The sequence below is a fragment of the Microbulbifer sp. VAAF005 genome (genome assembly GCF_030012985.1).
Lineage (GTDB): Bacteria > Pseudomonadota > Gammaproteobacteria > Pseudomonadales > Cellvibrionaceae > Microbulbifer.
In genome coordinates this window covers 4,226,692-4,248,857 of the sequence record NZ_CP120233.1, presented here as the reverse complement: position 1 = coordinate 4,248,857, position 22,166 = coordinate 4,226,692, and the positions used below count along the sequence as shown (strand labels likewise).

Annotated in this window: 20 protein-coding genes; 2 read left to right on the top strand and 18 right to left on the bottom strand. The window is 52.7% G+C overall.

What is annotated here, in order from left to right; genetic code table 11:
• Nucleotides 1-23: 23 nt before the first annotated feature.
• The 14 genes from P0078_RS19030 to P0078_RS18965 all read right to left on the bottom strand — a co-directional run bounded on the left by P0078_RS19030 (nt 24) and on the right by P0078_RS18965 (nt 14,973).
• Nucleotides 24-1,739, bottom strand: coding sequence for an AMP-binding protein (locus P0078_RS19030; protein WP_282931476.1), 1,716 nt, complete (start codon nt 1,737-1,739; stop codon nt 24-26).
• Nucleotides 1,740-2,669: 930 nt separating this feature from the next.
• Entirely contained in the window at nt 2,670-3,653 is a 984-nt protein-coding gene (gene lipA, locus P0078_RS19025; protein ID WP_282931475.1) for a lipoyl synthase, read from the bottom strand.
• The gene (gene lipB, locus P0078_RS19020) at nt 3,646-4,347 is read right to left on the bottom strand and encodes a lipoyl(octanoyl) transferase LipB (RefSeq protein ID WP_282931474.1); all 702 of its coding nucleotides are present in this window, start codon (nt 4,345-4,347) and stop codon (nt 3,646-3,648) included. The genes lipA and lipB overlap by 8 nt, the downstream gene beginning before the upstream one ends.
• Entirely contained in the window at nt 4,347-4,628 is a 282-nt protein-coding gene (locus tag P0078_RS19015) for an HP0495 family protein (RefSeq protein WP_282931473.1), read from the bottom strand. Before P0078_RS19015 ends, lipB begins: the two co-directional genes overlap by 1 nt.
• Before the next feature lie 167 nt (nt 4,629-4,795).
• Nucleotides 4,796-5,941 (bottom strand): D-alanyl-D-alanine carboxypeptidase family protein, encoded by a 1,146-nt coding sequence (locus P0078_RS19010; RefSeq protein WP_282931472.1) that lies wholly within the window; start codon nt 5,939-5,941, stop codon nt 4,796-4,798.
• Nucleotides 5,942-6,190: 249 nt separating this feature from the next.
• The gene (locus P0078_RS19005; protein ID WP_282931471.1) at nt 6,191-7,066 is read right to left on the bottom strand and encodes a septal ring lytic transglycosylase RlpA family protein; all 876 of its coding nucleotides are present in this window, start codon (nt 7,064-7,066) and stop codon (nt 6,191-6,193) included.
• 147 nt (nt 7,067-7,213) lie between these two features.
• Nucleotides 7,214-8,224 (bottom strand): lytic murein transglycosylase B, encoded by a 1,011-nt coding sequence (mltB, locus tag P0078_RS19000; protein WP_282931470.1) that lies wholly within the window; start codon nt 8,222-8,224, stop codon nt 7,214-7,216.
• 42 nt (nt 8,225-8,266) lie between these two features.
• Nucleotides 8,267-9,412, bottom strand: a complete 1,146-nt coding sequence (gene rodA, locus P0078_RS18995) for a rod shape-determining protein RodA (protein WP_282931469.1) — start codon at nt 9,410-9,412, stop codon at nt 8,267-8,269.
• Entirely contained in the window at nt 9,405-11,303 is a 1,899-nt protein-coding gene (gene mrdA / locus P0078_RS18990; RefSeq protein ID WP_282931468.1) for a penicillin-binding protein 2, read from the bottom strand. Before mrdA ends, rodA begins: the two co-directional genes overlap by 8 nt.
• A 120-nt stretch (nt 11,304-11,423) precedes the next feature.
• Complete coding sequence (gene rlmH / locus P0078_RS18985; RefSeq protein ID WP_282931467.1) at nt 11,424-11,900, bottom strand: 23S rRNA (pseudouridine(1915)-N(3))-methyltransferase RlmH; 477 nt, start codon at nt 11,898-11,900, stop codon at nt 11,424-11,426.
• Nucleotides 11,901-11,905: 5 nt separating this feature from the next.
• Nucleotides 11,906-12,283: a ribosome silencing factor gene (gene rsfS, locus P0078_RS18980; RefSeq protein WP_238152049.1), complete on the bottom strand. Its 378-nt coding sequence runs from the start codon at nt 12,281-12,283 to the stop codon at nt 11,906-11,908.
• Nucleotides 12,280-12,987 carry a nicotinate-nucleotide adenylyltransferase gene (nadD, locus tag P0078_RS18975; RefSeq protein ID WP_282931466.1) on the bottom strand — a complete coding sequence of 236 codons (708 nt, stop codon included), beginning with the start codon at nt 12,985-12,987 and terminating at the stop codon, nt 12,280-12,282. The genes rsfS and nadD overlap by 4 nt, the downstream gene beginning before the upstream one ends.
• A gap of 24 nt (nt 12,988-13,011) precedes the next feature.
• Entirely contained in the window at nt 13,012-14,295 is a 1,284-nt protein-coding gene (locus P0078_RS18970) for a glutamate-5-semialdehyde dehydrogenase (protein WP_282931465.1), read from the bottom strand.
• A 96-nt stretch (nt 14,296-14,391) separates the two neighbouring features.
• Nucleotides 14,392-14,973, bottom strand: a complete 582-nt coding sequence (locus P0078_RS18965) for an LON peptidase substrate-binding domain-containing protein (protein WP_282931464.1) — start codon at nt 14,971-14,973, stop codon at nt 14,392-14,394.
• A 188-nt stretch (nt 14,974-15,161) separates the two neighbouring features.
• Here P0078_RS18965 and P0078_RS18960 point away from each other — a divergent pair, with 188 nt between their 5' ends.
• Entirely contained in the window at nt 15,162-15,443 is a 282-nt protein-coding gene (locus tag P0078_RS18960; protein ID WP_282931463.1) for a peptidylprolyl isomerase, read from the top strand.
• A gap of 73 nt (nt 15,444-15,516) precedes the next feature.
• On the opposite strand, the gene P0078_RS18955 is transcribed toward P0078_RS18960, so the two are convergent.
• From P0078_RS18955 to mpl, 4 genes are all read right to left on the bottom strand, one after another.
• On the bottom strand, nt 15,517-18,099 hold the full coding sequence (locus tag P0078_RS18955) for an efflux RND transporter permease subunit (protein WP_282931462.1): 2,583 nt from the start codon (nt 18,097-18,099) through the stop codon (nt 15,517-15,519).
• A 118-nt stretch (nt 18,100-18,217) separates the two neighbouring features.
• On the bottom strand, nt 18,218-18,505 hold the full coding sequence (locus P0078_RS18950; RefSeq protein WP_282931461.1) for an Rdx family protein: 288 nt from the start codon (nt 18,503-18,505) through the stop codon (nt 18,218-18,220).
• The gene (locus P0078_RS18945) at nt 18,495-19,157 is read right to left on the bottom strand and encodes a flavin prenyltransferase UbiX (protein WP_444891899.1); all 663 of its coding nucleotides are present in this window, start codon (nt 19,155-19,157) and stop codon (nt 18,495-18,497) included. The genes P0078_RS18950 and P0078_RS18945 overlap by 11 nt, the downstream gene beginning before the upstream one ends.
• 31 nt (nt 19,158-19,188) lie before the next feature.
• Nucleotides 19,189-20,571, bottom strand: a complete 1,383-nt coding sequence (gene mpl / locus P0078_RS18940) for a UDP-N-acetylmuramate:L-alanyl-gamma-D-glutamyl-meso-diaminopimelate ligase (RefSeq protein ID WP_282931459.1) — start codon at nt 20,569-20,571, stop codon at nt 19,189-19,191.
• 287 nt (nt 20,572-20,858) lie between these two features.
• Between mpl and P0078_RS18935 the strand changes: the two genes are divergently transcribed.
• A complete protein-coding gene (locus P0078_RS18935) occupies nt 20,859-22,121 on the top strand; it encodes a 6-phosphofructokinase (protein WP_282931458.1) in 1,263 nt (420 codons plus the stop codon).
• Nucleotides 22,122-22,166 lie beyond the last annotated feature (45 nt).

Below are 22,166 nucleotides of genomic sequence, written 5' to 3'. Positions count from 1 at the left end.
GCTTTTTATTTCTACTCGATTTATTAACTTACAGGCTCAAGTGAAGCCTCTTTTGAATCCACTCCAACTGAAGTACGAGGCTCCCACACCACCCCTAAGGTATCCACATGCTGTTTAAATAAGGGCTGATAATGAGCCTCAAGCACCTTTCGCTTAATTTTCAATGTCGGCGTCAAGAACTCATTGAGGGGTGTCCATTCTTCCTTGGTAATAAAGATGGTCTTAATTCTCTCATGTTGCGGCAATTTATCATTCACGGAGGCAAGCAGCTTCTGTAAATGCTCGTTTACCTCCTCACGCGCTAATTTTTCAGCAGACTCAGAAATAGTCACCAACATCACAGGCTGATCCATGCCATGCCCAAGTACACACAGCTGAGCCAATGATGTTTCATTACCAAAATAACCTTCGAGACGACTGGGCTGAATAAATTTTCCTTTACTGGTTTTAAAGGTCTCTGAAATTCGACCGGTAATATGAACTAGGCCATCTGCATCAATAAAACCTGAATCGCCTGTGTGGTAATAACCATCCCTTATTACCTCCGCTGTTTTTTCAGGCTCTAGATAGTACCCCTTCATCAAGGAGTCACTCTTGAAAAGTATCTCCCCATCTTCAGAAATTTTGACTTCACATCCATGATAAGGTTTACCAACCGTTCCCGGTACCGGGTCCTCTCCCGGCGGTGCAAAACAACCATAAATAAAGTTCTCAGTCATTCCATAACCATCCGCTACCTTCATCCCCATGCGGTGGTACCAACGAAGCAATTCAATGGAAATAGGGGATGCACCACTAACCAATATTTCGGCATCATCCAGCCCTAAGCCATTGCGAACTTTCTTTCTCAGCCAGGTATTAATTCCCGGAATGCGCAGTAACACCTCTTGCAGTGACGGCGGAATTTTCTCGTCAATCCCCTCTTTAAATTTGGTCCAGAGCCGGGGAACCGAGAAGAACATAGTTGGACGCGTGCGCTTTAAATCCTCAAGGAAAGTATCCAGGGATTCTGGGAAGTGAATTGGTGTACCCGAATATAAGCAATGGAATTCAACCAGTATTCGCTCTGCGGCATGGGCTAGAGGCAAATAGGAAAGAACGCGATCATTCTCATCCATTCCATAACCGCGGATCATATTCGGAGAGACAAAGACCACTGAAGACCAGCTATGCATAACGCCTTTTGGATTGCCGGTAGTTCCAGAGGTATACATGATCGTGAAAATATCATCCAGACCGAATACTGGTTTTTCCTCATAGCGCTCACTATCTTTGATTAAGGTTTCCAGGTCCTGATCACAACGGATTTCACAGCGCTGGATAGCGACGGAAGGCAGCATATCAGCGACTTCCTGCAGAGCAGCATTATTGTCAGTGGCACCACAAAAAAGCATCTTCGATTCTGAGTGCTGTAATACATAGGTCATCGAGGAGACAGATTGGCCCGGGTAAAGTGGCACGCTGATCATTCCCGCCAACATGATACCCACGTCCACAATGATCCAGTCCGCACAGTTCTTACCGTGAATAGCGATGCGATCACCGGGCTCGTACTTGCTGCGTAAATAGCCAGCGATCCTCCGAGCCCGATCCATTACCTCACCCCAAGTATAATCTCTCCATTGGCGCTGCTGCATTTGGCGAAGAAAAACGGTTTCAGCCTGCTGAGCCTCCCTCCGGTAAAGAATCTCCAAGGGTTGCAGGTCTTTCACCTTCTCGTACTTTTCTTCTGGGGTCATCGCTAGTCCTCTCTGATTATTGTGTTTTTTTAATTATGGATAACGTTATATGTCCGGGTAGACTGCACCAATATGCAGCATACCGTAGACAAAATTACCAAGGTTGCTTAGCACTAAAGTAATTAAATAACGACTTTTGCCTAGCTTGGCTAGATCAGCCCATTGAATATGGCAGATGAGACACCTAAAAAGGCAGAATCTCTGACAGTTATTGTTTTATCTAAAGTTACTGAAGATCGCCTATTAGTGCAATTACTGTTATCGCATAGAAAGCTCGGACGGTTAGTCACATACAGAGGGGCTTCTAGCTTCTAATTGGGACATAAGATCTAACAAAAGTATGCTTACTAGTAGAGTTTAATTTGCTAGGCCAATAGAGAGCCCAAAGTACGTTAGTAAAAAACGTTGATGTTGGCACAAATTAAAATTGCTGCTCCAATCAGAGAGCAATTCGTATTTACAAACATTAATTTTATTTCTACTGGAGTTTGATCAAAAACAACCACATTCAATTCAGAAACCTATCACGCAACCAACAAAAGCCTCTGGTCATTAAATACATGTTTCCGTCAAAGATTATTATTCTATATACAGACAGCCACTATTAAACCTTTTAATTTAAAGGTCCAAGGTCAGATCACGGAGAAGCCTCATCAACAGGCACTATAAAAGCCCCCAGATAGAAAATGGAGATTTCTTAAAACAGCACTATATTAGAAATGAAACAATTAACTTTTACGTATCTCAGAAATATTTATCTCGACAATTAAGCGATCTAAAGTTAATCCGCTTTATCAAGAAAATAAACTCACTGCTATACCGACTAACTGCCAATAGCTGATAAAAAGAAAGTGAACTCTCGTAGAAGAGTAGCGAAAGAATAAACAGGGAGAGGAAAATGAAATTCCACTCCCCCACTCTGAACTTATGTTAGCCCACTTTCTCCCCGTGGGCCTGCTTATCAGCGTGATAAGAGGAGCGTACCAAGGGACCACAGGCCGCGTGCTTAAAGCCGATTTGCTCGGCGTAGCGGCGATACTCTTCAAACTCATCCGGATGGACGTAGCGTTGTACCGGCAAGTGTTCTTTACTCGGTTGCAGATACTGGCCGATCGTAAGCATATCGATATCATGCTCGCGCATATCGTCCATTACCTGGAAAATTTCCTCTTTCTCCTCACCCAGGCCAACCATCAACCCGGACTTGGTCAGTACGTCAGGGCGGCGCTTTTTGTATTCCTGTAGCAGCTTTAAAGACCACTTGTAATTAGCACCGGGACGAGACTCTTTATACAGGCGTGGCACAGTTTCCAAATTGTGGTTAAACACATCTGGAGCTTCTTTCTCCAGAATGTCCAGCGCTACATCCATACGGCCTCGGAAATCCGGAGTGAGAATTTCCACTTGCAGGTTCGGGGATTGCGCTCTCGATTCACGAATACAATTGGCAAAATGCTCGGCGCCACCATCGCGCAAGTCATCCCGGTCAACAGAGGTGATTACCACATAGCGCAAACTCATTGCAGCAATGGCATCCGCCAGGTTCTTAGGCTCTTCCGGGTCCAGTGGATTGGGCTTACCGTGGCCCACGTCGCAGAAAGGACAGCGACGGGTACAGATTTCACCCATGATCATAAATGTCGCGGTACCGCCACTAAAGCACTCTCCCAAATTAGGGCAGCTCGCCTCTTCACAAACCGTTGACAGTTTTTGTGAGCGGAGAATATTTTTGATGCGATCCACTTCTTTTGAAGCGGGAACCTTTACGCGAATCCAGTCAGGCTTACGCAGTAGGTTATCGCTGGCAATTACCTTCACCGGGATACGCTCTACCTTATCGCCATCGCGAAGTTTCTCCCCCTGCTGGAGGCGGCGAGTGCGCTTAACGGGCACCAGGTCGGGTTTATCAGCCATTACTTAATTCCTGCTGTTCTGCGCTCAGCTGCGCAAATACTTTTTCATCAATGGGTTGCCACTGGGCGTCGGGCAACTGAAGAGTGTGGAGCAGCTCGCGTACAAAAATCTCGGCGACCTGGCTCCAACTCGGGGTGGGTTCCAATATTTCAGCCATCTGCACCATCTGCATCCCCGCGTAACCACAGGGGTTGATCCGCAGGAATGGAGCCAGATCCATATCGATATTGATGGCAATACCGTGGAAACTGCACCCCCGCCGAACTCGCAATCCGATAGAGGCAATCTTACTTCCCGCACGTGGGCCTTCAGTGAGGTAGACCCCAGGTGCATCGGCCCTGGGTGCCGCTGCAACACCAAAAGTTTCCAGCATTGCCACCGTGGCAGTCTCCAGGGCAGTGACCAGATCACGCACGCCGATTTTTGCTCTGCGCAGGTCCAGCAATGGGTACACCACCAACTGGCCGGGGCCGTGATAAGTCACCTGTCCCCCACGATCCACCTGAACCACGGGTATATCACCGGTATTCAGCAGGTGCTCGGCTTTGCCTGCCTGCCCCTGGGTGAAAACCGGCTCGTGCTCTACACACCAGATCTCGTCGACACTTTCGCCATCGCGACTATCGGTATAGCGCGACATGGCCTGCCAGACACTCTTGTAATCTCGCCGCGCAAGATCGCGAACAATGGTCATCAGAGCACCATATGCACAGCGGGGTGCTGTTTCAGTTCTTCAAATAATGCTTTGAGCTGCTCCTCACCAGTGGCGAGGATAAAGAAAGTCATTGAGGTGAATTTACCAGTACTACTGTCACGCAAGGTAACGCGCTCTTCATCCAGGCCGGGGGCATGGCGACGCATCACATCCAGTACAAATTCGTGCGCCTCATCATTGGCATCACGCACGACCTTGACCATGTAGTCTTCGCAGGGAAATTCAATTTTCGGGGCTTTTTGATTGGGATCTTGACTCATACCACTCTCCGGGGCCGGGCTGTTAGATATTGAGAAAAGCTTAGGCACAGCCGGGCGGCGATTATACAGCGGCTAAACAGCAGTGGACAGTGAGCAAAAGGGGAAGTGGACAGAGAGTGGGGAGGGATGGACAGGGATGGGAATCATTCCCATCCCTAAATCAGCATTTAGCTAAAAAAGCCCATTACGAAGCGCTTGATGGAGTCCCACATGCGCTTGAAGAAACCGGCACGCTCCACATCTTCGGCAGCAACGGCTTTAACATCGGCGACAGTCTCACCATCCAGGGTCACAACAACTTTACCCACTGGTTGGCCCTTCTGCACAGGCGCTTCCAGCTCACCATCCACAATCAGGTCGGCCTTAATGCCTTCCTCACCGCCTCGGGGGATGGTAACGAATACATCTTTAGCTACGGCAATACCCACGCTGGGCTCTTTACCACCCCAGACACGCTCCGTCTGCAACTCTTCACCCTGACCGTAGACCTTGTGGGTTTGGTAGTAGCGGAAGCCGTAGGCCAGCAGTTTTTGGGTTTCAGAGGCGCGCTTCTCATCACTGTCGGTGCCGACAACAATAGCAACCAGGCGCATGCCGCGCTTCATTGCAGAAGCCACCAGGCAGTACCCTGCTTCTTCCGTATGACCGGTCTTAATTCCGTCTACAGAGGAGTCGCGCCACAGCAAACGGTTGCGGTTGGGCTGGTTAATGCCGGAGTAGCTGAAATACTTCTCGGAATAAATATCGTAATGCTCCGGGTGGTCCATTATCAGCGCACGCGCCAGTACACCCAGGTCATGGGCAGTCGTTACATGCCCCTCTGCAGGCCAGCCAGTGGCGTTGACAAAGTTAGTATCTTCCATGCCCAGCAGCTCTGCCTGCTGGTTCATAACTTCGGCAAAGACCTCTTCGCTACCGGAGACGTGTTCTGCCAGGGCGATACTCGCATCGTTACCGGACTGAATAATCACACCGCGCATCAAGTCGATAACCGGCACCTGGTCACCCACTTTGACAAACATCTTGGAGCCACCCTTACGCCAGGCCTTTTCAGAGATACGAACCATATCGTTTTCTTTGATGCTCCCCTTAAGGATCTCCTCAGAAACGATATAGGCCGTCATCATCTTGGTTAGGCTTGCCGGCGGTACCGGAGTATCCGCCTCGTGCTCAACCAGGACCTGACCGGTATTGGCATCTAAGAGCAGGTAAGACTTTGCCGCCAATTGAGGCGGTGCAGGGATAAGAGATTGCGCCTGGGCCAGGCCCGCACATAACAACAGGAAAGAACAGGCGATAATCCGTGTGATCATAGGTATATGTCTCGTCATTCCTCGTTTTCGTTGGCTTAACCTGCAACGAAATCTACAAGGTTAATCAGCGGCACTAGAGCTTGTCACCAAACGCCGCCTATCATTACAAAATTACAAAATACAAGAAAAAACGCGTCAATGCGCACTATTTTGTGAACGGGTATTCAAATGACTGCCGCCGATAGCATCAGTCACAATCATTTAAGGCAGATATCACCCTTACCTATTGATACCCAAAAGCCCACAACACTATTCGTAAACTACTTGTGGCTGTCCAAATTGCTTTTGCTCAACAGTTTCCCGCGCTGTTGCCAAAGCTCTCTGCTGGGTGAGTGGGCCAATTCGAACTCGATAATAAGTCTTGCCGCCACTCTGAACAGAACTAACAGCAACAGGATAGTCAATGGCCGCTGCCAATTGGGTGCGAATTTCCTGGGCCTGCGCGGAACTGCTATAAGCACCAACTTGCAGATAGGTATTGTCGGGCAACTTGATAGTCGTATCTTCCGCCAAACCAGCGGTGCCATCACTATTGGCCAGTACTTCATTGGCCGCCGGCAACGCGGCCGGGTCCAGAGCCTCTACCTCAACCCGAGCAATGCCTTTATCAATGTATCCGAGCTTTTGCGCAGCAGTATAACTGAGGTCGATGATGCGCCCGTGCACAAAGGGCCCCCGATCGTTTACCCGCACGATAATACTGCGGCCATTGTCGAGATTGGTGACCTTGGCATAGCTGGGCAGTGGTAGCGTTTTATGGGCAGCAGACATGGCATACATATTGTAGACCTCGCCATTTGCAGTGCGTCGGCCGTGGAATTTTGTTCCATACCAGGAAGCCTGCCCCACCTCTTTATAGCCCTTGACGTCATTGCGTACACGATACGTGACACCGTTGACCTTATAAGGGGATTTATTGCCGGCGTCGCCGATCGGCTCTCGGACAGGGATCGGCTCAGGGGCTGCTTGCATATTTACCGGAGCAGCAGGGCCACTATCCTTGATGCTATTAAAGTCCGGTTGCTTGGTGTTTTCGGTTTTCTGTGGTTTTGGCTGCGGGCCACTACAGGCCGCTAATATCAGGACCGCCAGGGCCACTCCCCAACGCGCTTTGCACTGAAACATAATCCCCCCGGCGCGCGACAACTTATTGCTGCCGTCTCCAAGCCGCTATTATCTGGAACTGCTAAATAAAATAGAAAAATATGAACGCTAAAAACCCAAATGGTTCCCTCCATTTGGGTTAAATTTAGCTGCGGGACTGAAGCCGCCTTAAGACTTGCCGCCTCTCGCTTTAACGATCTCTTGGGCCAGGTCATTGACGGCCATAGCGTAGAGACGACTGCGGTTATAGCGGGTGATAGTCGCGAAATTATTCAAACCGAGCCAATACTGTTTTCCCTGCTCAGTTTGCAGGGAGAATACGTTGGCCGGCATTTCCGGAGCCACCTGGCTAGTAGCGTTAAAGCCTTTGTCCGCCAATTCTCCAACGGTCCACTGCGGCTGCAGAGTATCGTTGACGATTGTCATATCTGCATTCGGCCGGGGGCTGGCCAGTACCGCGACCGGTTCGCCGGGCTTCCAACCGTGCTTCACGAAATAGTTAGCCACACTGCCGATCGCATCGGTAGGATTATTCCATATATCCGCCTTGCCATCGTCGCTGAAGTCCACCGCATAAGAGCGGTAGCTTGAAGGCATGAATTGACCGTAGCCCATAGCCCCAGCATAAGAGCCCTTGAGAGCCAGGGGGTCCATATCCTGCTCACGAGTCAGCAGTAGGTAATTTTCTAACTCTTTGGTAAAAAACGCCGAGCGACGAGGGTAGTTAAATGCCAGCGTGGAAAGAGCATCCAGAACTCGGTAGCCGCCCATATTACCGCCGTACCGGGTTTCAATACCGATAATAGCGACGATCATTTCAGCGGGTACACCGTATTTCTTTTCAGCCTCAGCCAGGGCCTCAGCATTTTGATCCCAGAAGTCCACCCCACCAGCAATGCTCTGCGGGGTGAGAAACATTTTGCGATACTCGTGCCAGGGCTTGGCTTTCTCAGCTGGCCGTTTGATCGCTTTTAGGATGGAGTCTTTGCGCTTGGCCTCACGCATCAAGGTCTGCATTTCTTCGCGATTAAAATCGTGCTCTTCCACCATATAATCAACGAATTGTTGCGCTTGTTTATTGTCCCCATGACCCGGTTCCTGCGCACAGGCAGCGAGGGCCAGTCCCATCCCGATTAATAATCCCGAGGTCCACTTCAAAACGACCGCTCCTGTCTTCATCTCGCGTCTCTAAATCCGGTTATTGTCCCTGTGCAGTGCCCATCAAAAATGCACTCTGCGCCTCTCCGTGCCAACAGCCATAAGAAGGCCAAACCCGGCCATCAATGTAATCAAGGATGTCCCGCCGTAACTAATCACTGGCAAGGGCACCCCAACTACCGGCAACAATCCTGTAACCATACCAATGTTTACAAATACATAGACAAAAAAAGTGAGGGTAATACTCCCCGCCAACAATCGACCAAATACGTACTGGGCCATAAAGCTAATGTAAATGCCACGGGCGATAATCAGTACATATAGCAAAAGCAGCAACAGGGCGCCGCGCATGCCCCACTCCTCCGACAGTACCGCGATAATAAAATCGGTATGACTCTCCGGCAGGAAGTCCAACTGTGACTGAGTTCCCTGCAGATAGCCCTTGCCATAAATGCCACCAGAGCCGATAGCAGCTTTGGAGTTAAATATATTCCAGCCAGTATTAAAACGGTCATCGTCTGGGTTGAGCAGGGTCAAAATTCGCTGGCGCTGGTAATCGTGTAGCCCCCAGTGCCAAATAGGATAGGCGGCAACCAGTAAAGCCATTGCCGCCACACTGATCATCTTCCAACTCAACCCCGCTAGATACAGGGCAAATAAGCCCGATGCCGCAATCAGGATTGAAGTTCCCAAATCCGGCTGGCGCACAATCAGGGCTGCGGGAACTGCCACAATTGCCAGCGCCCCTATCACTGTTATCAACGAGGGCGGCAGCCGGCGCTGATGCAGATAAGCCGCCACTGCCATGGGGACACCGAGCTTCATCACTTCCGATGGCTGGAAGCGAAATCCACCAATTTCCAACCATCGCTGCGCTCCCATCGCTTTGGTACCAAAGAACAATACCCCAACTAGGAGTACACATCCGGCCAAATAGGCCCAGGGGGACCAGCGTCGGTAAAAATCCAGGGGGATTTGTGCAACGATAAACATGCCCACAAAGGCTACACACATAAAAATCGATTGGCGTCGCACATAATTCATATCACCGCCGGAGGCACTGTATAGCACCCCAAGTCCCAAGGCTGCCAACACTAACAACAACACTAATAGCGGTATATCCATATGCAGGCGGCGGGATAGGCTGACCGGTCTGCGCAGACTTCCATGGACATCTGACAAACGGTGGGAGAAGTCACGACTAGCCATTGCTCGCCCCCTCGCCCAAATGGGTAGCATTCGCAGCTTTCTGCAGCTCTTGCTGCGGGCGTGACATCCACTCCGCAAACAACTCCCGAGCCACCGGTGCAGCAACCTTGCCGCCACCCTCGCCATTCTCGACCAGCACTGAAACGGCAATACGGGGGTTATCCACAGGCGCAAAGGCCACAAATAGGGCGTGATCGCGATGCCTCTCCTGCAGCGCTTCGGAATCGTAACGTGCCCCCTGGGCAATGCCGACCACCTGAGCAGTGCCTGACTTACCCGCCACGCGAAAATCCAGATCTTTACCTGCCCGCTTCCCAGTACCTGTACTGTGGTTGACTACAGCCTCCATTCCCTCGAATACCAGATCCCAGTGATCCGGGCGTGCCTCGAGGTTATGCAATATCTCCGATGGCTGCTCCACCCCGTTGATCGACTTGACCATTTGCGGGCGATAATGAGTTCCTCGATTGGCTATCGTGGCAGTCATCACTGCCAATTGCAGTGGCGTGGCCAATACAAACCCCTGCCCCAACACCGCATTTAAACTATCTCCGGGGAACCAGGGCATTCCGCGGGCACCACGCTTCCAATCCCTAGAGGGAAATAGCCCAGAATTCTCAATCGGCAAATCAATTCCAGTCTTGGCACCCAAGCCGAAATGGGAGGCGATACTATGCATATCATCAATATCCCAACGGTGCGCCATATCCCAGAAGTAAACATCACAGCTTTGCGCCATAGCCTGCACAAGATCTACTTTTTCACCATGCCCCCAGCGCACGTGGTCACGATAGATGCGGGGATCATTAGGTAGCTTGTAAAAGCCTGGGTCCTTAACCGTAGTCTCCCGGGAAATAATGCCTGCCTGGAGTCCACCGAGCCCCATCAGCGGCTTTAAAGTAGAACCTGGTGGATACCGACCCTGGACAGCCCTATTAAACAGAGGTACATCGAGGGAATCGCTGAGCGCCCGATAGTCGGCAAAGCTAATGCCGGTCACAAACAGATTGGGGTCGAACGATGGCTTGCTAACAAACGCCAGCACTCCACCGCTATTTACATCGATTGCAACTACTGCGCCGCGTCGATCTCCCAGGGCATCAGAGGCGACTTGTTGCAGCCGAGCATCCAGGTTGAGCACCAGATCAGCGCCCGGTTTGGGATCTTGTCGCTCAAGTACGCGCAGCACTCGGCTAAGAGCATTAATTTCAACATTTTCGTAACCAACCTCCCCGAGCAGAAGGTCCTCGTAGGAGCGTTCCAACCCGACCTTACCGATACTGCGGGTACCCCGATAGCGACGCACATCATCTTCGGTAAAGTTATTCAGATCGCTATCACTGATTCTCCCCACATAACCCACACTGTGGGCAAATAGATCCCCCAGGGAGTAGTAACGCACCAGCTCCGCCTCCACCAACACTCCCGGCATACGGAACTGGTTAACACTGATCCGAGCAATTTCATCATCATTCAATCGAAACCGGAGAGGCACCGGCTCATATGAGGGGCGACGGCGCTTGAGGCGTTTCTGAAATTTGGCAACATCGTTTTCATCGAGTCGCACCAGATTACCGATCAACTCCAAGGTCGCGTCCATATCACGAACACGCTCGCGAACAATCGACAAGTTATAACTGGCGCGATTATCTGCCAATAGAATGCCGTTGCGGTCGTAGATCAACCCCCGGGTTGGCGCAACCGGACGCACCTGGATGCGGTTCTCATCAGACTGGGTGCGGTAGTCCTCATAATTGACGACCTGCAGGTTATAGAAACGTGCAACGAGGACTCCCAACAAGAAGACAACACCCAAAAGCGCCACCAACATACGATTGCGAAACAATCGCTGCTCGGTATGGGGGTCCTTGAGATGGTAATCGTGCGGCATCAGAATTTATTCGATGGTTTTTGACTGGCGTGCAAAAAATCTAATTCCCTACATTAACACAGGGCGAGTCAGGAGAGAGAACCGAGTCGGCAAATCTCTCCGCGACTTATCGCAAATGCTTTATTTGTGGTAGGGATGGCCGGCCAATAATGTCCAGGCGCGATAAACTTGTTCAGCCAGAACCACTCTCACCAGCGGGTGCGGCAAGGTCAGTGGGGACAGAGACCAGCGCTGGCGCGCACGGGCGAGGCAGTCTTCAGATAAACCGTCGGGCCCGCCAATTAACAGGCTGATATTTTCCCCAAGCATTTGCCAATCACTTAATTGCGCCGACAACTGCTCGGTACTCCAGGGCTTGCCTTTCACATCGAGCGCTACCACGTGATCCCGCGGTCCCAAAGCGGCGAGCATCGCCTCGCCCTCTTTTTTTCGCGCTTTTTCAATCAGGGCTGCAGAGCTCTTTTGACCTCGTTGGCCGAGTGGAATTTCCACCATTTCCAGAGCAATTTCCCGGGGCAGGCGCTTAGCGTACTCGGCGTAGCCCTCCTGCACCCAAGCCGGCATTTTTCCACCGGCGGCAAGAATGCGGATTTTCACAGCAATTAACCCTGGTGCGGATCACTGCCATCGGCATCGTCACGGGTATTCGGAGTCATAGACCAGAGTTTCTCCAGATCGTAGAAACCGCGAACATCTGCGAGCATCACGTGAACAACCAAGTCACCGTAGTCGACTAATACCCACTCACCCTGTTCGACACCTTCAACACCAATGGGGCGAATACCTTCTTTTTTCAGCTCGTCTACAACATTCTCTGCCAGGGACTTAACCTGGCGGCTGGAAGTACCAGTACAGATCAGCAGATTGTCCATTACATCTGAAAGCCCGGAAACATCCAGGGAAACAATATCCTTACCTTTCAAATCTTCCAGCGCATTGAGAGCGATATCTTTAATATTTGTCATAACACCTTGATTCATTGCGGGTCGCCCGAAGCAACCTCTGTATAAAGTCGATGATCTTCTATGTACTGCAACACAGTTGCGGGCAGCAAATAGCGTGGCGACTGGCCACTTTTAATTAATTCGCGAATTTGCGTCGCGGAAATCGGCAACATGGTCTGCTCCCGCAACAGCAGGCAACCACATGCTCGTGTATGCAAGTCTGCAACCGTGCCCCGATGATTCTCCAGCAGTTCTGCCAGAGGGCCATGCTCTTCGCTATCGCGATCTGGCAGGTGCCAGCCTGGCCTTGTTACTACCACCAGATGTGCCAGCTCCAAGAGGCGCTCCCAGCGGTGCCAGCGGTGCAGACTCAATAGGGAATCCAGTCCCATGCAGAAACTGATGGAGGCTTCACCTCCCAGCTCACTGCGCAGCTCCTCCAGGGTATCTACCGTATAAGTAGCTCCGCCACGAAGGAGTTCTCGCTCATCCAGGGTGAGTTCCTCACACCCCTCCAGCGCCAGAGCCAGCATTTCGCTACGCTGGCGGGACGATACACCTGGCGTCTGCCGGTGGGCGGGCTGGTGGCTGGGTAGCAAGCGCATTTCATCAAATTCGAGCACCTGGCGCAGCTCCAGCGCCATGCGCAAATGACCGAGATGAATCGGATCAAAGGTTCCGCCAAACAGGGCCAACGTATGCCTTTTGCTCGCCACAATTATTTCTCGTACCTCTCGCACTCGCTGCCCCAAAGGGAAAAATGCTTATTGCCGGATATGGCCATCTCCGAACACAATCCATTTTTGCGAAGTGAGCCCTTCCAGGCCAACCGGGCCGCGGGCGTGGATTTTATCAGTACTGATACCAATTTCCGCCCCCAAGCCGTACTCGAAACCGTCAGCAAAGCGGGTTGAAGCATTAATCATCACTGAGCTAGCATCCACAGCACTCATAAAGCGGCGGCTGCGACTGTAATCCTGGGTGACAATCGCCTCGGTGTGGCCGGATCCGTAACAGGCAATATGGTCCATAGCCGCTTCCATATCCGCAACAACACGCACAGAGAGAACCGGGGCAAGGTATTCCTCACTCCAGTCATCTTCTGTCGCCGCTACACAGTGAGGAATGATTTCGCGGGTCCGGTCACAACCGCGCAATTCAACCCCTTTTTCTTCGTAGGCACTAGCCAAGCGCGGCAGTATATCCGCCGCAACCATCTCGGCAACTAAAAGTGTCTCCATGGCGTTACAAACACCATAGCGATGGGTCTTGGCATTGAGGGCGATATCGAAAGCTTTGTCCAGGTCAGCCCGATCATCGATATACACATGACAAACACCGTGCAGGTGTTTGATCACCGGCACCCGGGCTTCGCGACTGACCCTTTCAATCAGGCCGGTTCCACCCCTGGGTACAATCACATCCACATATTCCGGCATAGTAATCAGGGCACCCACCGCCGCTCGATCGGTGGTATCGACAACCTGCACCGCCGTTTCCGGCAAACCCGCTTCTCGCAAGCCAGCGGTAATACAGGTGGCAATTGCCTTGTTCGAGTGCAGCGCTTCACTGCCTCCACGCAAAATTGTGGCGTTGCCGGATTTTAAGCACAGGCTTGCTGCATCAATGGTCACATTGGGCCTGGACTCATAAATAATGCCCACCACCCCTAGGGGCACACGCATTTTGCCCACTTGAATGCCGCTGGGGCGATAGCGTAAATCTTCAACTTCTCCCACCGGGTCGGGCAGCTCTGCCACCTGTACCAGGCCCTCGATCATGCCATCGATGCGGGCATCATTAAGCTCCAGGCGATCCAGAAGAGCCGCATCCAGGCCGCGCTCGCGACCCGCCTGCATATCCAATGCATTGGCCTTCAATAAAGACACCCGCTGAGTCTCCAGTTGGGCAGCGATGGCTTTGAGAGCATTATTTTTGGTGGAGGTATCCGCGGCAGCTATCTGTTTGGCGGCGGTACGGGCGGCGCGCCCCATCTGTTCGAGCTTGGCGCGAGTGGATTGCTGATCAGCGGTGTCTGTGGCGGTCACTTGGCTCTCCGTGCAAAATCCGGTCGGCCGCGCAGTATAACCCAGCGAGACTCGGTTGAAAGTGCCGATTACCGGGCCGCACAGCTTTGTATCTAGCTATTCCCGCGTCCAACGGTCCAGGTTCTCGGCGATGGTGGCAAGCCGCATAAGAGGATCTTCTACCGCCAGCAGATCGGTGCGAACCTTATCCTCCAATGGCAGAAGCTGAGCCAATTGCCAGGAAAGTGAGTCCGCAGACTCCACCGGCTCAAATTTAAGTGATAGCGTCTGTGCCCGCTCCTTCAACTCCTCCAACACCGACAGAAGACCATCGCAATCCGCCGGAATCGGCTTTTCATCTTCATCTGGTATCCATTCCACGTCCCCCAGAAGCAGGTCATCTTCTGCGCGACGGGTGTGGACAATGCGAAAGCGACGCCGACCTTTCACCTCCACGTTTAGCAACCCTCCCTCGCCCTGTCCCCAATCCACGATGTCGACATAAACACCGAGAGGCCATACTGAAGCGCGCCCCACTTCGCCCCCGGAGCGAATCAAAACAATGCCGAAGCCGCTATTGGTTTTCATGGACTCACTGACAAGGTGAATATAGCGCTGCTCAAAAATCCGCAGGGGTAAAGTCACGCCGGGGTATAGAGGGACACTCAGGGGAAAAAGGGGTATCTGTTGCAAAGTCATCACTCATTATTTTTTGTGTACCCTAAAGATAACATCGCCCTAGGGAACTCTGCGGCAGGTTAAGAGACTTTTTACCGCCAACCGGTTGGATTGGGAGCAAGTTTTTCCACTTTGCGGTAATTGTCGCTGGCAAGCCCAACACCCAGCCTTTAAGCTGCTGCGGTAAATTGACCAAACGGAGATTTTTCATGCCTACAGCAACCGCTCGCCATATCCTGGTTGAAAATGAACAGCAGTGCCAGGACCTGAAACAGCAAATCGAGAACGGCGCTGACTTCGGTAAAATTGCCGAGCAGTACTCCCAGTGCCCCTCTAGCCGTTCCGGCGGTGACCTGGGCTCTTTCAGCAAGGGAATGATGGTTCCCGAGTTTGACAAGGTCGTATTTTCCGAAGAGCTGCACAAGGTACATGGCCCAGTCAAAACCCAGTTTGGCTACCACTTGCTGGAAATTACCAGCCGCCAAGACTGAGTCCCCACTGTTAAGCAGCCATAAAAAAAGCCGGGGTTATCCCGGCTTTTTTTATATTTCCAATTCCTTCGATTCAGGCGCTGGGCGCCTCCTGCATCGGTGCCTCGGGCTCAACTTTATCAGCTTGCCTCTGGCGGCCGAGCGGCTTGAACATCACCAGCAACAAGGGCAGAAGTGTCAGGGAACCCAACAGTGCGGCGGACATCGCCAGCGCGGTGAGGAGGCCGAAATAGATCGACGGAACAAACTTCGACAGCGCCAAAATTGAGAAACCGACAATAATCGTGATCGCTGTGTAGAACATGGCACGGCCAATCGTCGCATGGCTGCGGTGCATGGTCGCCAGGTAATTGCCATCTTTGGCAAACTCAGCGCGGAAGCGATACAGGTAGTGAATTGCGTGGTCCACTCCGATACCCACGGTAATCGCGGCGATAGTGATGGTCATCATATCCAGCGGAATGCCCGCAAGCCCCATACCACCGAGTACCACACAGGCCGCCAACATATTTGGCACCAGCGCGATCAGGGCGATGGATAGAGAGCGGAACAGCACCAGGAACATCAACAGGATACCGACAAAAACGGCACCCAGAGTCAGGATCTGGGATTTAAACAGGCTCTGCAACATATTGTTGTACAGAACCAACAGGCCGGTCTGATGAACATTCTCTGGAGCTATGCCCATCTCATTGTGAGCGTAGTTGTAGATACGCTGGATCAGCTCATCGCGACGCAGGGTGGGATCTGTCTCCATCACCCGCAGGGTGATACGAGCCTGGTTGTTCTCCACAGATAAATAGGGGTCTACCAGAACGGAGCGAATTTCGGCCGGCAGGCTGGTATTGGCCACCGCCAGCTCAAAGTCATTGAGGGGACCGCCATTCAGATCCACGGCAACTTTATACAGGGTCGCCAGAGATTGAACCTTGCCTATCTCCGGCTGCTCCTCCAGGTAATCATGCAGCTGCTCCAGCTTTGCCAAACCGGCAACCGTAAACCAGTAGCTCTGCTCCACTGACTCCTCTTCACCGCCAAATGGATCATCGGAGGCAAAGGGGTCCTCATCTACAGCGAAGGGATCTTCCTCTGCTTCCATCGCAAAGGGATCTTCTTCCCCCTCGAAAGCTACCTCCTGCTCCTCGGGCTGATCCAGGATAATATCCAGGGTTACAGTGCCACCTAAGCGGCGGTCAATCACCAGCATGCCCTGATAAATTTCTGTGGAATCATCGAAGTAATCGATAAAGCGGTTTTCCACCTTCAGCTGGGATATGCCCACCACACTCACGACGGCTGCCAGCAGTGAAATACCTAACACCACAAACTTGTGGCGCTCGGCAAAGCGGGAAAACTGCAGGGTAAATGCGTGGGAGTTATCTGCACTCACACTGCCCACACGCTTCGGCAGCACCATCAGGAAACTGGGAATAATCAGGAACGACAGCAGCAGAGCCACAGTCACACCCATCGTCATCATCCAGCCAAAATCGATAACCGGGCGAATGCCGCTCACCACCAGAGACACAAAAGCCACGATGGTGGTCAGTGCGGTATACAGGCAGGGCTTGGCCATAAAACGCACTGTCTGCAACACTAATTTTTCAAGATCCCAATCCGGGTTCTGGGCAATATATTCCCGATAGCGCACCGCCAGGTGGATGGTAATTGCCAAGGTAATAATTAACAGCAGTGCGACAAAGTTGGCCGAGATCACTGTCAGTCGCCAATCCAGCCAGCCGAGTAGCCCCAGCATCACCACCGCAGTGGTAACACAAGTCATCAGCGGCAACAGCACCCAGCGCGGCTGGCGGAAAATCAGCAACAGAGTAATCACGATAAAAGCGAGGATCCCCACACCGAATACCAGCAGGTCGCTTTTAATAAACGAAATCATATCGGCGGTAATCATGGTGACACCACCGAGGAACAGCTCCGCTTCGCCGTTGTAGCCAGCCAGAATTGCGCGCACGGTATCGACGCGCTGGTGGGCAATTTTTTCTTGCTCAGTACGGTGGGCCAGATAGATCGCGCTGATCTCCTCCAGGCGAACGGCCTCTTCCGGAGTCAGTCCCTCTGTATTGCGTTTGCTGCGTAAAGCATCCCGCTCGCGCACCATCTCGATGCCGCGGCTATCCAGTTTCAGGTTCGCCAGTATGGCCGTCGTCTGCCCGTCCGGGCTCAGGATCAACTCCCGATAAATCGGGCTTGAGAGGAACTCTTGCCGGGCCATATCCCGATCGACATCGGGCCTGGCGAGCGTGCGCACCTCATCGCTGATATCGGTGAGAACCAGCTTGGGGCTGTACAGCAGTGGGACATCGAGAATGCTCTGCACACTGGACACACCATCTACCTTGGCCAATTCATCCCGCAACTTGCCCAGGGTTTCCAGGGACTCATCACTGAACAGGTCCCCAGTCTTGGAGCGGTAAGTGACAACCAGGAAGTCGCCACTGGCATAGCGCTCGGAAATCTCGCGGAAATAATCCAGGGATTTATCAGCTTCCAGAGTGAGGGAATCGGCAGAGGCGTCGATCTTCAGGCGGGACAATCCGAGGGCTGCCAGCAGGGTTAACAGGCCGATAACCACCAACACCACAGCGGGCCGCTTGGTCACCAAGTATTCATAAGACTTCTGTAAAGCTGACAGCATAAATTTCCGCTTCTTTCCAAACTAAAAACTGGCCGCATTGCGGCGCGCATATTGTTCGCCTATGCGATGAATTAGCAAACCTAAAATTTGCCACCGCACCGTTTTATTGGAACTTTTTTCAGGGATTGTCGATATGCCCCAGGTCGCGTTCGGGAAACAGGGTGTCCCTGACGCGACGTTTGAGCTCCTTGGCACCGGGAAAGCCGCCGTCACGCTTGCGCTCCCAGATCAAAATTTCGCCAATCCGAATCTCGAATACTCCCCCAGTACCCGGTTGCAATGCAACCTGATTGAGGTCATCGGCGAAAGTGTGCAGCAATTCCTGGGCCATCCAGGTGGCTCGCAACATCCAGTTGCACTGCACACAGTAGTGAATCGTAATACTCGGTTTTATCTCATTGCCCATCCTGCTCTCCCCAGCTGGGCAACAGCTTCTGCTCGATGCCCAGTTGGTCGAGCAGTCGAGCCACCACGAAGTCCACAATATCTTCCACCGAACTGGGCCTCTGGTAAAAGCCAGGGCTGGCCGGCAGGATCATGGCCCCCATGCGGGTGAGTTTCAGCATATTTTCCAGGTGAATCTCGGAGTAAGGTGCCTCGCGGGGAACCAGAATGAGCTGGCGGCGCTCTTTCAGGGCTACATCCGCAGCCCGCTCAATCAGGTTGTTCGATGCTCCACAGGCCACCGCAGACAAGGTGCCACCACTTGCCGGGCAGATCACCATACTGGCTGGCGCCCCGGTTCCAGAAGCCACCGGGGAAAACCAATCGCGCTTGCTGAAAAGGGTCAGCTGGCCTTCCTGCGCGGCAAAACGATCGGCGAGGAAATTCTGCAACTCGCGCTCATCGCCCTCCGGCAACTGCATATCAGTTTCGGTGTTGATGACCACCTGAGCCGCCTCAGACAACAGCAACCACACGCGCACATTCGATGCCAGCAGGCATTGCAACAGGCGCAAACCATACTGAGCGCCGGAGGCCCCGGTCATAGCCAGGGTCACGGTCTTTTCGAAAGAGGATTGATGCAAAGTCGATACCTTATTAAGCCCTGCGAGCATAGGACTGCGCAGGAAACATTAGTCTTCTGACTTAGAGATCGTATTTCTGTTCCAGGGCACCGATAAGGCGCTGGTGGATACCGCCAAAGCCGCCGTTGCTCATCACTACGATATGGCTACCGGAATCGGCTAGCTGCAACACAGATTCCACACCATCTTCAATCGAATCAAAAGTTTTGGCCGGCACCGATGAGTGGTGGGCGACGTCTTCCAGGGACCAGTTAACTCCCTCAGGCTGATACCAGAGCACCATATCGGCTCCGGAGCAGGAGTCGGCCAGCTTGCCCTGGTGCACTCCCATACGCATGGTATTGGAACGCGGTTCAATCAGGGCAATGATTTTATCCTCCCCTACCTTCGCCCGCAGACCATTGAGGGTGGATTCAATCGCGGTAGGGTGATGGGCAAAATCATCGTAAACACGGATGCCGGCCACTTCTCCCAGGCACTCCATACGGCGTTTAACCCCCTGGAAGCGTGCCAGAGCTGCCGCACTCAAATCTGGGGTGACACCCACATGCCGCGCCGCAGCCATAGCCGCGAGGCCATTTTGCACATTGTGCTGCCCGGTCAGGTCCCACTCGACCCGCGCCACAGCTTCGCCTTTGAACTGAACCGTAAAACTGCTGCCATCGGCGGCAATATCCACTGCGCACCAATCACCCACTCGCACACCTTCGGCAGACTCGCTGCCAACCCGCTGCACTTCACTCCAGCAGCCTTTATCAAGCACCTGCTCTACATTCTCTTCGGCAGAGGCCACTATCAGGCCGCTAACAGGCACAGTTCGTACCAGGTGATGGAATTGTTTCTGGATTGCCGCCAGGTCCTCAAAGATATCTGCGTGGTCAAATTCGAGATTGTTGATAATCACCGTGCGCGGGCGGTAGTGCACAAACTTGGAACGCTTGTCGAAAAAGGCAGTGTCATACTCATCCGCCTCGACAATAAAGAAGGGAGACTCTCCCAAACGAGCAGAGACACCAAAATTAGCCGGAACTCCACCAATCAGGAAGCCGGGCTGCATATCTGCCGCTTCCAAAATCCAGGCCAGCATACTGGCGGTGGTGGTTTTACCGTGGGTTCCGGAAACCGCCAATACCCAGCGGCCACCCAGGAAATGATCGCACAACCACTGGGCGCCAGAGGTGTAAGCCAACCCTTTTTCCAACACCGCCTCTACCGCCGGATTTCCCCGGGACATGGCATTACCAATAATCACCAGGTCCGGGACGGGCTCCAGCTGTGCGGGATCATAGCCCTCGGTAATTTGGATACCCGCCTGTTGCAACTGGGTGCTCATAGGTGGATAAACATTGGCGTCACTGCCGGTTACGCGGTGCCCTTCCGCCACCGCCAGTTGGGCCAAACTGCCCATAAATGTGCCGCAAATACCTAGAATATGAATATGCATAGCGGAAAAATGTACTCCTACGGGTTGCGGCGCAAGCTTAACACGGCAATTCGGGCCAGTAATTGCCAAATACCCCAGTTACCATGCAATTTACTCGCTATTCCATTAGACTCCGCCCCCGCATTGGTCGGCCTCATCCCCGGTACGGTGGTAGGAATTTTCCCGAAAGGGTCGACACCCGATACGAGCTCCCGGTTATCCCCACTGGCACAAATGTTTAAAACTAGATGCGAGGCGGACTACCGGATCGGGATACTTCTCTATATCTCTATAAGCACAGGATAACCATGTCGAAAAAGAACGCCTTTTATGCGCAGTCCGGTGGCGTTACCGCCGTGATCAACGCATCCGCCTGCGGCGTAATTGAAGCTGCGCGTGAAAACCCGGACCAGATTGGCAATGTCTACGCAGGGCTAAACGGTATTCTCGGCGCGCTGCGCGAGGAGCTGATCGACGTGAGCCAAGAGAGCGCAGAGGATATTGCTGCACTGCGCCACACCCCTTCCGGTGCCTTTGGTTCCTGCCGCTATAAACTGAAGAGCCTGGAAGAGAACCGCGCAGAATACGAGCGCCTGATCGAAGTCTTCAAAGCGCACAATATTGGCTACTTCTTTTACAACGGTGGTGGAGACTCCGCAGACACCTGCCTGAAAGTATCCCAACTGTCCGAGACCATGGGTTATCCAATCCAGGCCATCCATATTCCCAAAACTGTGGATAACGACCTGCCCCTGACCGACAACTGCCCGGGCTTTGGCTCCGTTGCCAAATATGTTGCCGTTTCCACCAAGGAAGCGGCCATGGACGTGGCCTCCATGTGCGCTACTTCCACCAAGGTATTTATTCTCGAGGTGATGGGCCGTCACGCGGGCTGGATTGCCGCTGCCGGCGCTCTGGCCCAAGAACAGGAAGGCGATGCACCCCATATTATCCTGTTCCCGGAAATCGCTTTCGATAAAGAGAAGTTTCTCGCCAAGGTACAAAAGACCGTAGACGAGAAAGGCTACTGCGTTATCGTCGCCTCCGAAGGCGCCCAGTACGGCGACGGCACCTTCCTCGCCGATGCCGGCACCACCGACGCCTTTGGCCACAAGCAGTTGGGCGGTGTTGCACCGACCCTGGCCAACATGGTCAAAAGCGAACTCGGCCTGAAGTACCACTGGGCCCTGGCAGATTACCTCCAGCGCGCCGCCCGCCATATCGCTTCTGCTACCGATGTTGAGCAAGCCTACGCCGTAGGTCGCGCCGCAGTGGAAATGGCTGTAGCAGGCAAAAATGCCATTATGCCTGCCATTATTCGCGCAGAAGGTGAAGAGTACAGCTGGTCCATCGCAGAGGCGCCGCTGTCTGAAGTCGCCAACGTAGAAAAATTTATGCCGCGCGAATATATCAGCGAAGACGGCTTTGGAATTACTGAAGAGGGACGCAAGTACCTGCTGCCATTGATTCAAGGCGAGGACTACCCTCCCTACAAAAATGGCATTCCCCAGTACGCCACCCTGAAAAAGCAGCTGGTGGAAAAGAAGCTGGGTACCGATTTCGAAGCTTAATAGAAACGGTTGCCAGTCTCCCAAAAGCCTCCGAGTAAAATCGGG